This is a genomic window from Marinobacter koreensis (assembly GCF_023156285.1).
Lineage (GTDB): Bacteria > Pseudomonadota > Gammaproteobacteria > Pseudomonadales > Oleiphilaceae > Marinobacter > Marinobacter koreensis.
The window spans coordinates 248,432-263,555 of sequence record NZ_JAKZAJ010000003.1 but is presented as its reverse complement, the minus strand read 5'-3'; the positions used below and the strand labels follow the sequence as shown (position 1 = coordinate 263,555).

Here is a 15,124-nt window from a genome sequence, read left to right as displayed (position 1 = left end):
CGTAAACTCGCTGTAAAATCAGGCGGCTAGAAAACACATACGCACCGCCCCTTGGTATAGGCTCACTGTTTTACAGGGTCAAGATTGGCAAGACAACCCATTCTTTGTACTAAACCGGCCTTTTTCACATTCCCGAAACAGCGAGGCCCGGCATTTGCCGGGCCTCCTGCATTCAGAGCATCAAGCTACCCACAAGGGTCTCAGAGACGCTCCCAGACTGTGGCAATGCCCTGGCCCAGACCGATACACATGGTGGAAACACCAAGCTTACCGCCTTTGGCCTGCATTACATTCAGCAGGGTTGTGGAGATCCGCGCACCGGAACAGCCCAGCGGATGGCCAAGGGCAATCGCACCACCGTTCAGGTTTACCTTCTCTTCCATCACGCCCAGCAGTTTCAGGTCTTTCAGAACCGGAAGCGACTGCCCCGCGAAGGCTTCGTTCAGCTCCCAGAAGTCGATGTCTTCGACTTTCAGGCCCGCACGCTTGAGTGCCTTCTTGGTGGCCGGAACCGGACCGTAGCCCATGATGGCGGGATCACAGCCGGCAACAGCCATGCTGCGAATCCTGGCGATCGGCTTCAGGCCCAGGGCCTCTGCACGCTCCGCGGACATCAGCACCATGGCGGCAGCGCCGTCGGTCAGCTGCGACGAGGTGCCTGCAGTGACAGTACCGTTCTTCGGATCAAACGCCGGACGAAGCTGAGACAGCGACTCGGCAGTGGTTTCCGGGCGAATGGTCTCATCTTCCTCAATCAGCTTCACAAAGCCATTCTCATCATGACCTTCGATGGGAACGATTTCGTTCTTGAAGCGGCCTTCAACAGTCGCTTCATGGGCCAGACGGTGAGAACGGGCACCAAACTCATCCTGCTGCTCACGGGTAATACCATGCATCTTGGCCAGCATTTCCGCGGTCAGGCCCATCATATTGGACGCTTTGGCGGAGTACTTGGAAGCAGCCGGGTTATGGTCGAAGCCTTCGGTCATGGGTACATGACCCATGTGCTCAACACCACCAACCATGAACATATCGCCGTTGCCAGTCTGGATAGCCTGGGCAGCGGTATGGATGGCCGACATGGCGGAACCACACAGACGGTTGACGGTCTGTGCTGCAGACTCGTGGGGGATACGCGTCAGCAGGGAGATCTGCCGGGCCACGTTAAAGCCCTGCTCCTTGGTCTGGTTCACACAACCCCAGATCACATCTTCAACTTCTTTCGGGTCGAGCTTCGGGTTGCGCTCAAACAGTGCTTCAATCAGCGCAGCCGACAGTGTCTCGGCACGTACGTTGCGGAAACAGCCGTTTTTGGCACGACCCATCGGAGTCCGCACGCAATCGACGACGACAACGTCTCTCGGATTAAGGCTCATAGATCTTTCTCCGTTCGGAAATCTCGTAAGGGTTAGCCAAAGAACTTCTTGCCAGTCTTGGCCATTTCACGCAGCTTCTCGGTCGGCGCGTAGAGAGGACCAAGGTCTGCATACTTGTCTGCCAGTTCGACAAACTTGTCGACGCCCATGTCGTCGATGTAGCGCAGCGCACCACCACGGAACGGCGGGAAGCCGATACCGTAGATCAGGCCCATGTCTGCATCGGCCGGGTCTTCAACAATGTTGTCTTCCAGGCAGCGAACGGTTTCCAGGCACAGAGGGATCATCATGCGGGCGATGATCTCTTCTTCGTCGAAGTCTTTGCTGCCATTCACTACAGGCTCGATGAGCTTGTAGGTCTCTTCATCGACAACCTTCTTCGGCTTGCCCTTCTTGTCTTCTTCGTACTTGTAGAAGCCCTTGTCGTTCTTCTGGCCGTAACGGTCATTCTCGAACATCACATCAATGGCGGACTTGAAATCGGCCTTCATGCGCTCCGGGAATCCGTCTGCCATGACTTCGTTGGCGTGCTTGGCAGTGTCCATGCCTACCACGTCAAGCAGGTAAGCCGGACCCATGGGCCAGCCGAATTTTTCCATGACCTTGTCGATCTTCTGGAAATCGGCACCGTCACGTACCAGCGCTGCGAAGCCACCGAAATACGGGAACAGGACACGGTTGACCAGGAAGCCCGGGCAGTCGTTGACGACGATCGGGGTCTTGCCCATGGCCTTGGCGTAGGCCACGGTGGTCGCAATGGCACGATCACTGGTCTTCTCGCCACGAATAACCTCAACCAGCGGCATCATGTGTACCGGGTTGAAGAAGTGCATGCCGCAGAAGTTCTCCGGACGCTTCAGGTTCTTCGCCAGAAGGTTGATGGAGATGGTCGACGTGTTGGAGGTGAGGACGGTGTCTTCACGAACCGCGTCTTCAGTCTCGCGCAGAACGGCATCCTTGACCTTCGGGTTCTCAACAACCGCTTCCACCACCAGGTCGACGTTCTTGAAGTCGCCGTAGTTCAGGGTCGGTGTGATGTTGTTCAGGACATCGCCCATCTTGTCGGCGTTCATCTTGCCTTTGGCAACACGCTTGGACAGCAGTTTCTTGGCTTCATTCAGGCCAAGCTGGATACCTTCCGGAGCGATGTCCTTCATGATGATCGGCGTGCCCTTCAGCGCAGACTGGAACGCGACACCGCCACCCATGATACCCGCGCCCAGTACCGCAGCCAGGTTCACATCAGACGCTTCTTTCTCCCAGGCACCGGCTTTCTTTTTCAGGGCCTGGTCGTTCAGGAACAAACCAACCAGACACGCGGCAACGTTGGTCTTTGCCATCTTGGCGAAGCCTTTGGCCTCAACCTCGATTGCCTTGTCGCGAGTCATGCTGGCGTGCTTCTGCATGGTCTTGATCGCTTCCACCGGCGCCGGATAGTTCTTGCCAGCCTTGCCGGCCACGAACGCCTTGGAAATCTCGAATGCCATCATGCTTTCCATGGCATTGAGCTTGATCTTGCCCTTCTTCTCTTCCCGACGGGCCTGGTTATCCAGCTTGCCTTCGTTGCACTGATTGATGATTGCAACGGCCGACTCGACCAGTTTTTCAGGCGCAACCACGGCATCGACAGCGCCGACTTTCAGAGCGGCGTCCGCCCGGTTCTCGGTACCACCGGAAATCCACTCGACCGCATTATCAACGCCTACCAGGCGCGAAAGACGTACCGTGCCGCCGAAACCGGGGAAAATACCCAGCTTGACTTCCGGCAGACCCACCTTGGCCTTCGGAGCCATCACCCGGTAGTCGGTTGCCAGGCACATCTCGAAACCACCCCCCAGAGCGATACCGTTGATAGCGGTAACGGTCGGGAACGGCAGGTCCTCGATGGTATTGAACACCTCGTTGGCCTTGAGGTTGTTGGCAACGAGATCTTCCTCGGAACCTGCGAACAGTTCGGTAAACTCGGTGATATCGGCACCGACAATGAAACTGTCCTTGGAGCTGGTTACCACCAGACCCTTCAGATTCTTCTGGGACTTGAGTGCTTCGGCTGCGGCACCCAGCTCTTCAATGGTGAGACGGTTGAACTTGTTGACTGACTCGCCCTGCAAGTCAAAGTCCAACTGAGCGATCCCGCCTTCGATCTCTTTAACCGTGATGGCTTTACCTTCGTAAATCATCAACTGATCTCCAGTCTGTGTTTGGAACTGCTGGCAGCCCCCGAGACCTGATCCGTCGCAGGGGCTGCCCGTGCAGCGAGATTTCGGTCACTGCCCGATCATTCGATCCAAAATTCATACAGTCGTTTGAATCGTGAGGGCACACGATGAAAAAAAACCGAGCGTTTGTCAATTTGTTTCTTGTCTGGCCTACTCAAAAGTTCCCGATCGAAGCGGGAGCTGAGGGCCGAAAACATCAAGACATTATGAAATTCAGGGACCTATAATGGGTCTTGGAGAAAAACCGTGAACTTTGTCACATACATTTCAAAGTTCTTTGCAATTTGGGCTCCGAACCTTCGGAAAATCGCTTGATTGGTCAGTGCAGTTACTTTACCTTCGAATTGCGACTTTGGTCGACAATAATAAAACTGTATTACGGAGAAATATCCGATGAATGATGCCCGCTTGCGGTTCCGATCCCTTGCTCTGGCCCTTGTTGTTCTGGCCATCACTTCCCTCAGCGCCAGGGCCCAGGAGAATACGAGCGCCTTCCTCTCCGACCTCCACAGTTTCCGAATCAGCAACTATATGGCGCTGGATGCGTTCTACCGATTCAGCGCAACCGGATCCACCGACACCCTGAACGAAATTGTCGCAGGCATCAACGCCGCAAACGATGCGATGAACGCAGTCAGCGCGAGCACCGGCGGAGTATTATCAAAAGATCAGATCGAGTCACTGAATCAGGAGTTCGACAAGTTCAAATCCCTGATGCGGGACAATATCAACGTGGTTCGCAAGGAAGGGTATCCCGATCTGCGCCTCGTGTCGGATATGGCCAACCAGGCCGTCGCCATGAGCAACAAGGCAACGGACCTGTATAAAGTCGCCCAGGAGAGCACCCAGACGGACACCAACGATCGGGTTGAAGCGGCGCGAATGGCCGCCGTTAAAATGGCGCAGATGATGGCGAAATACTCGGCAAGGACCAACTCCTCCGTGGCCCAGACATTTCAGGGCTCTTCCTCGGAGAAGCCGCTTGATGAACAGGCACGCGATTTTGATGCGCTGTTCGCGACGGTCCGTAACGGACCGGCACAGGGAGAGCTCAAAGACCAGCTCGACAACATCAGCACCAAATGGCAGTTCATCCGTGGCTCTTACGTCAACTACAACGAAAATAACGTCAGTTTCGTGATTGACCGCTATTCGAAGGGCATTCTGAAACATCTCGCCAAGACCATCGAACTCCTCCAGAAAGGCAACGGCTGACACTCCTCCCGGCCGACGCGTCATCTGGCAGCGCCGGCCTCTTTCCCTCCCGTTCTTGATGCCTGTCACTTTGGCACTACACTGTTGTTCTAAAATTTAGGCTACTATTCCCGTATACGCTGAACCCTAAGGAGTAATGCGATGTCCGCCTATCAGAAAATGCTTGTTGCCATAGATCTCACCGAAGAAGCCCCTCAGGTTCTCGAGAAGGCAAAGGCAGTGTGCAGTGCCCACGGTGCGCAACTGGTTCTGGTCCATGTTGTTGAACCGGTGGGTTATGCTTATGGCGGGGATATCCCAATGGACCTGACCGAGCTGCAGGATCAACTCGACAAGGCCGCCCGGGAGGAACTCGGCAAGTACGGCGATCAGTACGGGGTTGCAAAGGACCATCAGATTGTGACGGTCGGCCGCCCGGAATCAGAGATCCATCGACTGGCCAAGGAACACAATGTCGATCTGGTGATTGTCGGCAGCCATGGGCGAAAAGGTTTCCAGCTGCTGCTGGGTTCAACGGCTAACGGCGTACTCCACGGTACCGAATGCGACGTACTCGCCGTCAGGATTCACTGATCCAATGTGACCGGGGCGGTCTTTGCGGACCGCCCCGTTCAATCCCCTTTCATTTTTGCTTCGAGCTTCCGAAGCTGACTCTCCAGCGAAAAGCTCACGCTTGATGCCATCGAAAAGAAATTGAGCAACGCTTTCAGGTTGCTGTCACCCTTGCACACCGAGTGAATTCGTTGCCAGAGCGCCTGGTTCACCAGTTGCAACCGCTGGTTTCGTTCCACCAGCCCTTTCAGCTCCCAATCCGGCTCGCCGTGATTGCGCTTCACAAAGTACTGCTCGAGAAGATAGTGCGACACGCTGCGCATAATAAATTCATCGCTGCTGGCAAACGGCAGATGATGAACCGCCATCGACTTCAGCTCCGCCAGCACAGGACAGCCACTCGTGGCCATTTTCAGTCCCAACAACGAACGCAGTGCCTCTTCCAGGGCCGTTTGTTTGTGGTAATCCCGGCGTTCGTCCGTCACCTTCACATCGACTTTCTGATAGGCATCTTCTGCCTGGAAGGCCTCCACCACCGGGAGGATCTCCAGAGCTGCCGGACATTCCGGAGAACTCTCTCGCTTGAGCGGACAATTGCTGCACTGGCAGTGTTCCAGCTTTACCCACGCAGGGACCCTTCCGGTCACTCTCGCAGGTTGGTCAGTGACCCTGAACTCAACCTGCCGCCCATCCTCAAATCGAAAATCATAGGTAACGTTCATTGATTCGCCTGTTCTTCCAGCTCCATCCACCGCTCGATAGCCTGCTCCAGACGGGCCTCCGTGTCCGTCAGTTTCTGCAGAGTGGCCGCGACATCATCGGGTGGGCCTGAATAAAAATTCGCGTCTGAAATTGTATCCTGCAAATCAGCAACTTCCTGTTCCAGTGTCTCAATTTTGCCCGGAAGTTGTTCCAACTCAAGTTTCAGCTTGTAACTCAATTTGGCAGGCTTCGGCTTACCGGAAGTCTCGCTGGACGGCGAAGATCCCGAAGCTGGCTTACCCTCTGCCGAAGTGGCCGGCTTTTCGTGCTTGTCCTGTTTATCCGGTCGATTGCCGCCAAACTCGGAAGGGAAACGGCCGCCCTGATGACGCCAATCGGAATAGCCGCCCACGTATTCCCTCACCTTGCCCGTCCCGTCCAGGAAAACCGTCTCGGTAACCACGTTGTCCAGGAATTCCCGGTCGTGACTGATCACAATGACCGTGCCCTGAAACTCCGCCAATTGCTCTTCCAGCAGCTCAAGGGTTTCGACGTCAAGGTCGTTGGTAGGCTCATCAAGCACCAGAATATTGGCCGGTTTACTGAACAGCTTGGCGAGCAGCAAACGAGCCCGTTCCCCACCCGAAAACACCCGCACCGGGGAACGAGCCCTCTCGGGTGTAAACAGGAATTCCTGAAGATAGCCCAGGACATGTTTGCTCTGACCATTGATGTCAATGAATTCGCGCCCTTCCGACAGGTTATCGAGGGCATTCCGCTCCAGGTCAAGCTCGCCCCGAAGCTGATCGAAATAGGCCACCTCCAGACGTGTACCCCGGCGAATACTGCCCTCCGTTGGCGCCAGATCTCCCAGCAGCAGCCGCACAAGCGTGGTTTTTCCGGTGCCGTTCTCGCCCACCAGCCCGATTTTGTCACCCCGCAGGATGGTCAGGTTCATGTCGCGGATAACCGCCGTGCCATCCGGGTAATGAAAGCCCGCGTTGGCCGTTTCTACCACCAGCTTGCCGGAGCGGTCGGCCTGCTCGACGGAAAAACTGGCCGTGCCCCCGCGGACGCGACGCTGACGATGCTCTTCCCGCATCGCCTTCAATGCCCTCACCCGCCCCATATTGCGGGTCCTACGCGCCTTGATGCCCTGTCTTATCCAGGCTTCTTCCTGCTTGAGACGCTTGTCGAACAGGGCATTCTGACGCTCCTCTTCGGCCAGGGCCTTCTCCTTGAGGTCCAGATACCGGTCGTAGCTGGCCGCAAAGCTCACCAGCTTACCCCGGTCGAGCTCGACGATCCGTGTTGCCATACGACGAATGAAGGCGCGATCATGACTGACAAACAGCATGGCACCGCGGAACTGGGAAAGCGCATCCTCGAGCCAGGCAATTGCCGGCACGTCCAGATGGTTGGTTGGCTCGTCCAGCAACAGGATGTCCGGCTCCGCTACCAGCGCCCGGGCCAGAAGAACCCGCCGCTGCCATCCCCCGGAAAGGGTATTCAGTCGCCGATCCGGATCGATACCGTATTGCCCCAGAATAGTGGTGACCTTCTGATCGAGCATCCAGCCGTCCAGTGCCTCAAGCCGCTCCTGAACCTTCATCAGGGCTTCCAGGGCTGATTCGTCTGCCTGCTGCGACAGTCGATGATATTCCGACAGCAATTCGCCGGTTTCCGGAAAGGCACCGGATACAACGTCGTAGGCCCTGCGATCATCATCCGACGGCAGGTTCTGGGGCAGCACGGCGAGAATGGCGCCATCATCGAGGCGCACCGTTCCGCTGTCTGGCGTTATTTCGCCGCTCACAATCCTGAGCAAGGTTGACTTGCCCTCACCGTTACGGCCCAGCAGGCAAACCCGCTCATCCGCGTCCATGATCAGCGAGGCATCGTCCAGAAGTGGGTGCATTCCGTAGGCAAGGGATATGGAATCCAGGGTCAGCAAAGGCACGTTCAATCATTCTCCGATTTGACAATAGTGACTGCGTCGCCGACTCGAAGCTTGCCGGGCCGGTCGTGTATCGCGTTCATTCCGAAAATGACGCCATCGTCGGTACGGCGATAGCTCGTCAACGTCCGTAAAGGCTGAACGGAGGGGTCTTTTATTCCGGTGTCCGGATCAACCGTTGTCATAACGCAGCGCGAACAGGGTTTGACCAGCCGAAATGGCTGCTCGTTGATCATCAGTTCCCGCCAGCCATCCTCGGCCCAGGGAGGCGCACCCTCTATAACGATGTTCGGTCTGAAACGCCGTATGTCCACCGGCGTCTCCAGCCGACTGTTCAGCTCGTCAAGCGAGCCGAGGCTGGTGATCAGGAAGGGAAAGCCATCGGCAAAACTGACGCGTCGGTTGTCAGGAACCCGGGCCGGATCCACACGGCGAAAGGTTTCGTCAGACATATATACCAACCGGAGCGGCATACCACAGAAGCGGCTCAATGCCTCATTGGCATCCTGCTCACCGACAAGGGCTTGCGGCCAGTCTCGCCAGACCTGGACCCGAATTGCGGTAGACGTGGGCCTCAATGGAAATCGCCCCTCTCCGGGGATACTGATCTCCACCTCCTGTTCATCGAGGTGTGCTTCTAACAATGCCAGCTCGGGATGGCGCCGCTGGGTAACAAAGATTCCCTCGTCGTCAACAATCATCCAGCGACGATCTCCCCGAGGCCCGAAATCGTCCATCTCAAACTGATCAACGGCAACGCCGGCAAGGGATTTGACTGGGTATACGAAGAGCGAGTGGATTTTCATCGGACGCGGCTCCCTGGAGTAATTGGCTGGCACGGCCGAAGAGTATAACCGAGAGGGGACCGGGGTGCTGTCGGCTTGCCGACCCGGAAACAAAAAAACCCGGCTTGAAACAAGCCGGGTTTTCGGAATCTGGAGCGGGAAACGAGATTCGAACTCGCGACCCCAACCTTGGCAAGGTTGTGCTCTACCAACTGAGCTATTCCCGCATGGCCAACGCTTGATGCGTTAACGGAGGCGTATTCTACGGATCAGGATTCCTCCGTCAACCTCTTTTTCCCAATTTTTTACCAAACGCCATTCTGGCAACCGGGACTCAGCCAAGTTATTGAAAAGCCAGCTCAGCTCTGACTCCCGTCGCCTGTCGAGGAAGATGCCATCCGGGAATCATCACAGTGCAGAAACTCACTGGTCTGCAGCCAATCCTGGTCCGGGTAGTATTTGAAGACCAGTTGGCCACCTTTCAGATCATCCACCACTTCCTCAATCACTTTGTTGTCCACCGCCGGGCACCCGAAACTGCGGCCAATCCGACCGTATTTCTGCACCCAGCGTTCACTGACATAGCCGGCGCCGTGTATTACGATCGCCCGGTCCCTGGCCTGGTCGTTCACGCCTCGCTCCAGCCCGTCCAGGCGCAACGAATAACCATGCTTGCCGTAATAGGTCTCGCTGGCCCGGAACAACCCCAGGCTGGACTTGTGACTGCCCTCAACATTGGAGAAGGAGGTGGATCGGGTCATTCCCGAGGCCTTCCCATGTGCCACCAGGTCTTTCAGCAGCAGCTCCCCGGAACGGATATCGAAAATCCACATGCGTTTGCGGTTAGAAGGCAGCGAAAAATCAATGACCGCCAATCTGGCCGGCTCCTTCACGCCGCTTGAGACGGCGCAGTGGGCCGCCCTGACCGCCTTGGAAAGCACCTGACGATCGATACCCGGAGCAGCTCCCGCAAGACGTTGTACGAGATTGTTATCGAAGACCTGCGCGCTGGCAGGTGTGGAAACCAAAAGGAACAGCGGCAGGGCCAGGCCCAGACACGCCTTCAGGCTCAAGGATTGCATCATTAACCACCACTGGCTGCCGGCACAAACGGCAAGCACTGAAAAAGATCGTAGAAAGTTGAGAGTAAACTGTGACGCATTCTACCAGCGTTAAACGTCAATTCGGTCACGTTGTACACTTTTCATACAGTTTCGTAACAAAATCGAGGAATCACTGACCAAACGTGCGACCACTCTCAAGGTACGCCAATTCTTCTGGAGTCGAGGTTCGGCCAAGCGCCCGATTACGATGGGGAAACCGCCGAAATCGCTGGATGATCTCGCGGTGATCGGAAGCCGACTCCAGAAAGCTCTTCATGAATTCGCCCAGCGGGCCAGACGTTGTTGCTGCCAGCTGCCTGTAACAGTCGACCGAAAGCTCCTGATCCTCCAAACGTTCGGAATGTTGCAATGGCATGTAAAGAAACGCTCGTTGAACCGGCGGCAGACTCATGTCCTGCCCCTTCCGCATCGACTGATGGCACAGTTTTCTGGCAAGCGGGTCCTGATCAAAGGCCAGCCCCGCCCCGCGAAAGATATTCCGGGAAAACTGGTCAAGCATAAGAATTTCTGCCAGGGCTCCGCCGGGTCGAACGCGCCAGTGTTCGAGCCCGTTCTCCGAAGCAAACAACACCATGGAAAGAAAGCGCCGCCGGATCTCCTGATCAAACTTCCGATCAGACCGGAACCAGCGATTTCGGTGAAGTCGATCAGGCAGACCCTGATCATCAAGTTCACCAAACCAGAAATCCAGAATCTCACTCCAATCGAACATTCATCCGTACTCCCTACCCTGCTATGGTGAAGGCGTTAAAGGCCCGAACCGCTCAATCTGGCAGTTATACGGGGAATTGCCAACTACTGATTAAACCGGAGCACCCATGACACAAGCCCCTCGCATCGTTCTCCTGGCCCATGGAAGCAGCGATCAACGCTGGTGCGACACCTTCGAGCAACTCGCCAAACCCACACTTGAGGCCGTGCCCGGCTCACGCATTGCCTATATGGAGCTGGCGCAGCCGTCATTGCAGCAGATCATCGCCGAGGGCGTTGCCGAAGGCGCGGAGTCGTTCACCGTGGTTCCATTGTTTCTGGCGGCCGGAAGGCACCTCAGACGGGACGTTCCCGAAATGATTGCCGCACTGGAAGAGGAGCATGGCGTACGGGTCGCCCTGGCACCCGCCATCGGAGAGCATCCGCTGTTGGCAGAAGCGATAAAGGACGTCGTGGCGTTGCAACTTCAAACAACGGAACGATCAGTCGGGTAAGGCAAAACGCAAAGGAGGCTCGACGCTATGTCCAAGAACATTCTGATTACCGGTGGTACCGGTTTCATTGGCCGGGAACTGTGTCGGCAACTGCTCGAACGGGGCGATGGCCTGACGATACTCAGTCGCCAGTCGCCAGAGACCGTCAAGGCACTCTGTGGCCGCGTCCAGTGCGTTTCCAATCTGACCGAACTCAGAGATCACCAGGGGTTCAATGCCGTTATTAACCTGGCCGGCGAAGGCATTGCCGAGAAGCGGTGGACGGAGGACAGAAAGCAGGCGCTACGTGACAGCCGTATCGCGTTGACAGAGTCGCTCGTTCACATCATGCAGAGCTGGTCCTCATCGCCGGAGGTTCTTGTCTCGGGATCTGCAGTCGGTTTTTACGGTGATCAGGGGGACCGTACCGTCAATGAAGAGACGCCGCCCCGGGATGAATTCACCCATCAGCTCTGTCAGGACTGGGAAAATGCGGCAGAAGCTGCGCGGGGGCTGGGGGTGCGAGTTTGTCTGTCGCGCACCGGGCTTGTCGTTGGACCGGGCGGAGGTTTTCTCCAGCGCATGGTCCCGCCCTTCCGCTTCGGGCTGGGTGGCCGTCTTGGCAACGGAACACAATACATGCCCTGGGTTCACCGGGCCGATGTCGTTAACGCACTGATCTGGATGCTCGACCACGCCAATGCCTCCGGCGCTTACAATGTTGTTAGCCCCAACCCGGTAACCAATCGGGAATTTACCGCAACGCTTGGCAAGGTGCTCCATCGCCCTACTCCCTTTCCAGCGCCGGCAATCGCGTTGAAACTGGCACTGGGAGAAATGGCAGAACTTCTTCTTACGGGACAGAGGGCGATGCCATCCAGACTTTCGGACGAGGGGTTCCGGTTCGAATTTCCGGAGCTGCAAGCGGCGCTGGAAGACGCCTTGCGACGGGGGACAACATCCTGAAGACAGACCTTTCGCAATGCCGCCTGTTTTTTTCGTAAAAAGCGTTGACAGGGTCCAACGCCTTACTTAATATACGCGCCACCTCGACGAGGCAAGGCTTTGAAAACGTTGCGTCCCCTTCGTCTAGTGGCCTAGGACTCCGCCCTTTCACGGCGGCAACAGGGGTTCGAACCCCCTAGGGGACGCCAATTTTCAACTGACCTGAACCAGATCAGTGCTTGCCTGAATTACCCCCGCTTTTATCATGATGATGCAGCCCTGCATGACCATGACGCTTTTCGTCTCTCATGACGAAAATACCGACCCCGATAAAAAATCCCAGCATCAGCAATACCGTTACAATCCCTGCAATCACGACAGAATCCATATACATTTTGCGTCTCCTTCACTCAACACGTTCGATTGAGTTCAGGTTACGCCCGCGATCAAGCACCCGTATTGACCTAAATCAACTGACTACATTTGCAGCAGATCCGGGCGTTTTGCTGAACGGCCACACATTTCTCTCCATTTTTCCTGTATTTGCAAAGCATTTGATAACGACTACTGCTATATTCGACGGGGTGCGGTTGCTTCGTTTTCTACATATCGAACAGGGTGGCTGAAGTTACGACATGGCAAAACTGTCGACACGTCTTCAACGTTTCCGAACGGGATCGCCCCTGTCCTTCAGGTTGCTGGCCTGGATCCTGCTGTTCAGTTCGGTGTTTACCCTGATCGCCTCTGCAATTCAGATCTACTCGGACTACCGCAAAGACCTTTCTTTGATTGATCGCCGGATGGAGGTTGTCGAATCCGGCTATTCCTCGAGCCTGTCGAGAAGCCTCTGGGCGCTCGACCAGAAACTGCTCCAGACCCAGATGGAGGGGATCCTGAGCCTGCCGGATATCGTGCATCTACGCCTCAGAATCGAGCCCGATTCAGAGCTGGTTCTCGGCGATATCCCCCGGAATTCGGAAACCAAAACGCACAGTTTCAACCTCTATCATGAGGGCGACGAGAGCGTAAAGCTCGGTGAACTGACCATTACCGCCAGCCTGAATCGCGTATACCGCGAAATGAAACACAAGGTAGGCGTCATCCTTGCCACCCAGTTCCTCAAGACGTTTTTTGTCTCCATCCTTATATTGTGGATATTCCGGTTTCTCGTTACCCGCCACCTCAGTGCCATGGCGGACTATGCCAGAGATTTCTCCCTGGAGACCCTCACCCAGCCCCTGACCCTCGACCGTCCTGACACGCCGGTGAACCGGCGGGATGAACTCGGGCGGGTGACAGATGCCATCAACCAGATGCGCGAACGACTCAACGCGGACCTTGCACGCCAGGAACGAGACGCCGCCGAAATCCGGAAATTCTCCAAAGCCATTGAACAAAGCCCTTCATCCGTCCTGATCTGCGACCGGCAGTGGCAAGTCGAATTTGCCAATCAGAAGTTCAGCCAACTCACCGGCTTTGATCGCGAATCCATCATCGGCAAACACCCCGCCGAGTTGAATGAAAAGAACGTCGATAGCCGTGAAAGCCGGAACCTTTGGCAATCCATCCGGCTTCAGGTTCAGCGGGTCGGCGTCTGGCAGGGGGAAGTAAACAGCGTCCGAAAAAGCGGGGAACGATTCTGGGAACAACTCATCGTCACCCCGATCAAGGATAATTCCGGTGAAATTACCGGTTATCTGATTCTTGGTGAGGACATCAGTATCCGGAAGCGCTACGAGCAACAGCTTTTGCGACAGGCCAACTACGACATCCTTACCGGCCTTCCCAACAGGATGCTTGCGCTGGATCGCCTCAAACTGGCGCTTGCCCAGGCACGCCGCGAAAACACGCTCGTGGGTGTCATGTTCCTGGATCTGGATAACTTCAAACACATCAACGATACCCTCGGCCACGACGCAGGCGACAATCTCCTGATCGAAGCCGCCCGCCGGATATCCAGCTGCCTGAGGGGAACCAGCACGGTCGCGCGACTTGGTGGCGACGAATTCCTGGTGATTCTTCCCGGGCTGCCCGGGCCCGAGGCCTCGTCGCAGGTAGCCGAGCGGATACTGAAAACCTTTTCCACTCCCTATATTCTGAATGGTCAGGAAGTCTTCGTGACCACCAGTATCGGTATCGCTATTTTCCCGACGGATTCAGACAATAGCGGAACCCTGCTGCAGCACGCCGATGCAGCGATGTATCAGGCCAAACACAAAGGAAAAAGCGCTTTTGCCCATTTTGCGCCAGAGATGACTGAAGTTTCCCATGAGAGACTTCAGATGGAATCAAGGATGCGGCGCGCGCTTGAGCTCCAGGAATTCGAACTCTACTACCAACCTATCGTCCGGACCGATACCGGAAACCTTCATGGCGTCGAAGCGCTGTTGCGATGGAACAACCCCACCATGGGCATGGTGATGCCGGACCGTTTCATCCCACTGGCAGAAGAGACCGGGTTGATCATACCCATTGGTGAGTGGGTTATCGAAGAGGCCTGCCGCGCCGCGGTCGGCTGGCGGGATATGGCAGGACGCGACATCGGAATCTCCGTGAACGTCTCACCGAGACAGTTCCGGGATCCGGGGTTTACCAATGTCGTGATGAACGCCCTCAAAAAGACCGGCCTCTCGCCGCAGCTCCTGGAGCTGGAGATTACCGAACGGCTGATACTGGATAACTCCATCGAAACCGCCGAAATACTGCGCCAACTTGACCAGGCCGGCATCAAACTGTCCGTGGACGATTTCGGAACCGGGTACTCCGCGCTCAGCTATCTCAAAAGCTATCCCTTTGATACGCTGAAAATCGATAAATCCTTTGTACAGGATCTGATGAAGAATCCGGAGGATGCCTCCCTGGTTCGCGCAATCATCAACATGGCCCACAGCCTTGGGCTGAATGTGATTGCAGAGGGTGTTGAAGAAGAAGCCCAGACGCACTTCCTGAAGCACGAGGGATGCGATTTTTCACAGGGCTATTTCTACAGCCGGCCGCAACCGGAAGCGGATTTCCAGCGCTGGCTGAAAACCAATCACCGGGTGAGGATCCAGGAATCGGAATAA

General features: G+C 56.0%; 13 protein-coding genes and 2 tRNA genes. 6 read left to right on the top strand and 9 right to left on the bottom strand.

The window, feature by feature from the left end:
• Positions 1 to 200 precede the first annotated feature (200 nt).
• Entirely contained in the window at positions 201 to 1,376 is a 1,176-nt protein-coding gene (fadA, locus tag MLD04_RS09520) for an acetyl-CoA C-acyltransferase FadA (RefSeq protein ID WP_248157476.1), read from the bottom strand.
• 32 nt (positions 1,377 to 1,408) lie between these two features.
• On the bottom strand, positions 1,409 to 3,556 hold the full coding sequence (gene fadB / locus MLD04_RS09515) for a fatty acid oxidation complex subunit alpha FadB (protein WP_248157474.1): 2,148 nt from the start codon (positions 3,554 to 3,556) through the stop codon (positions 1,409 to 1,411).
• 432 nt (positions 3,557 to 3,988) lie between these two features.
• Here fadB and MLD04_RS09510 point away from each other — a divergent pair, with 432 nt between their 5' ends.
• Together MLD04_RS09510 and MLD04_RS09505 are read left to right on the top strand one after the other, a co-directional pair.
• Positions 3,989 to 4,810 (top strand): hypothetical protein, encoded by an 822-nt coding sequence (locus MLD04_RS09510; protein WP_248157472.1) that lies wholly within the window; start codon positions 3,989 to 3,991, stop codon positions 4,808 to 4,810.
• Between the two features lie 141 nt (positions 4,811 to 4,951).
• On the top strand, positions 4,952 to 5,383 hold the full coding sequence (locus tag MLD04_RS09505) for a universal stress protein (RefSeq protein ID WP_248157470.1): 432 nt from the start codon (positions 4,952 to 4,954) through the stop codon (positions 5,381 to 5,383).
• A 38-nt stretch (positions 5,384 to 5,421) separates the two neighbouring features.
• Here the strand turns inward: MLD04_RS09505 and MLD04_RS09500 are convergent, their stop codons facing one another.
• The 6 genes from MLD04_RS09500 to MLD04_RS09475 all read right to left on the bottom strand — a co-directional run bounded on the left by MLD04_RS09500 (position 5,422) and on the right by MLD04_RS09475 (position 10,642).
• The gene (locus MLD04_RS09500) at positions 5,422 to 6,084 is read right to left on the bottom strand and encodes a DUF6901 family protein (RefSeq protein WP_248157468.1); all 663 of its coding nucleotides are present in this window, start codon (positions 6,082 to 6,084) and stop codon (positions 5,422 to 5,424) included.
• Complete coding sequence (locus tag MLD04_RS09495) at positions 6,081 to 8,024, bottom strand: ATP-binding cassette domain-containing protein (protein WP_248157466.1); 1,944 nt, start codon at positions 8,022 to 8,024, stop codon at positions 6,081 to 6,083. Before MLD04_RS09495 ends, MLD04_RS09500 begins: the two co-directional genes overlap by 4 nt.
• A 2-nt stretch (positions 8,025 to 8,026) precedes the next feature.
• The gene (locus MLD04_RS09490; RefSeq protein WP_248157464.1) at positions 8,027 to 8,827 is read right to left on the bottom strand and encodes an MOSC domain-containing protein; all 801 of its coding nucleotides are present in this window, start codon (positions 8,825 to 8,827) and stop codon (positions 8,027 to 8,029) included.
• A gap of 130 nt (positions 8,828 to 8,957) precedes the next feature.
• Positions 8,958 to 9,033: transfer RNA gene (locus MLD04_RS09485), tRNA-Gly, on the bottom strand.
• A gap of 132 nt (positions 9,034 to 9,165) precedes the next feature.
• Complete coding sequence (locus MLD04_RS09480; protein ID WP_248158263.1) at positions 9,166 to 9,888, bottom strand: murein L,D-transpeptidase catalytic domain family protein; 723 nt, start codon at positions 9,886 to 9,888, stop codon at positions 9,166 to 9,168.
• Positions 9,889 to 10,039: 151 nt separating this feature from the next.
• Positions 10,040 to 10,642, bottom strand: a complete 603-nt coding sequence (locus MLD04_RS09475; RefSeq protein ID WP_248157463.1) for a DUF924 family protein — start codon at positions 10,640 to 10,642, stop codon at positions 10,040 to 10,042.
• A 106-nt stretch (positions 10,643 to 10,748) separates the two neighbouring features.
• Between MLD04_RS09475 and MLD04_RS09470 the strand changes: the two genes are divergently transcribed.
• From MLD04_RS09470 to MLD04_RS09460, 3 genes are all read left to right on the top strand, one after another.
• Positions 10,749 to 11,135, top strand: a complete 387-nt coding sequence (locus MLD04_RS09470) for a sirohydrochlorin chelatase (RefSeq protein ID WP_248157462.1) — start codon at positions 10,749 to 10,751, stop codon at positions 11,133 to 11,135.
• Positions 11,136 to 11,162: 27 nt separating this feature from the next.
• On the top strand, positions 11,163 to 12,080 hold the full coding sequence (locus MLD04_RS09465; protein WP_248157460.1) for a TIGR01777 family oxidoreductase: 918 nt from the start codon (positions 11,163 to 11,165) through the stop codon (positions 12,078 to 12,080).
• A 112-nt stretch (positions 12,081 to 12,192) separates the two neighbouring features.
• Positions 12,193 to 12,268, top strand: a tRNA-Glu gene (locus MLD04_RS09460).
• Positions 12,269 to 12,291: 23 nt separating this feature from the next.
• On the opposite strand, the gene ccoM is transcribed toward MLD04_RS09460, so the two are convergent.
• Entirely contained in the window at positions 12,292 to 12,453 is a 162-nt protein-coding gene (gene ccoM, locus MLD04_RS17765; RefSeq protein WP_008938165.1) for a cytochrome c oxidase subunit CcoM, read from the bottom strand.
• 241 nt (positions 12,454 to 12,694) lie between these two features.
• On the opposite strand from ccoM, the gene MLD04_RS09450 reads away from it, so the two are divergent.
• Positions 12,695 to 15,124 (top strand): bifunctional diguanylate cyclase/phosphodiesterase, encoded by a 2,430-nt coding sequence (locus tag MLD04_RS09450; protein ID WP_248157453.1) that lies wholly within the window; start codon positions 12,695 to 12,697, stop codon positions 15,122 to 15,124.

What these genes read in the sequence shown, in the direction of transcription:
- MLD04_RS09480 (WP_248158263.1), bottom strand. Translation starts at nt 9,888, where the DNA reads ATGCAATCCTTGAGCCTGAAGGCGTGTCTGGGCCTGGCCCTGCCGCTG.
- MLD04_RS09505 (WP_248157470.1), top strand. Translation starts at nt 4,952, where the DNA reads ATGTCCGCCTATCAGAAAATGCTTGTTGCCATAGATCTCACCGAAGAA.
- MLD04_RS09470 (WP_248157462.1), top strand. Translation starts at nt 10,749, where the DNA reads ATGACACAAGCCCCTCGCATCGTTCTCCTGGCCCATGGAAGCAGCGAT.
- fadB (WP_248157474.1), bottom strand. Translation starts at nt 3,556, where the DNA reads ATGATTTACGAAGGTAAAGCCATCACGGTTAAAGAGATCGAAGGCGGG.
- MLD04_RS09450 (WP_248157453.1), top strand. Translation starts at nt 12,695, where the DNA reads ATGGCAAAACTGTCGACACGTCTTCAACGTTTCCGAACGGGATCGCCC.
- MLD04_RS09500 (WP_248157468.1), bottom strand. Translation starts at nt 6,084, where the DNA reads ATGAACGTTACCTATGATTTTCGATTTGAGGATGGGCGGCAGGTTGAG.
- fadA (WP_248157476.1), bottom strand. Translation starts at nt 1,376, where the DNA reads ATGAGCCTTAATCCGAGAGACGTTGTCGTCGTCGATTGCGTGCGGACT.
- MLD04_RS09465 (WP_248157460.1), top strand. Translation starts at nt 11,163, where the DNA reads ATGTCCAAGAACATTCTGATTACCGGTGGTACCGGTTTCATTGGCCGG.
- MLD04_RS09510 (WP_248157472.1), top strand. Translation starts at nt 3,989, where the DNA reads ATGAATGATGCCCGCTTGCGGTTCCGATCCCTTGCTCTGGCCCTTGTT.
- MLD04_RS09490 (WP_248157464.1), bottom strand. Translation starts at nt 8,827, where the DNA reads ATGAAAATCCACTCGCTCTTCGTATACCCAGTCAAATCCCTTGCCGGC.
- ccoM (WP_008938165.1), bottom strand. Translation starts at nt 12,453, where the DNA reads ATGTATATGGATTCTGTCGTGATTGCAGGGATTGTAACGGTATTGCTG.
- MLD04_RS09475 (WP_248157463.1), bottom strand. Translation starts at nt 10,642, where the DNA reads ATGTTCGATTGGAGTGAGATTCTGGATTTCTGGTTTGGTGAACTTGAT.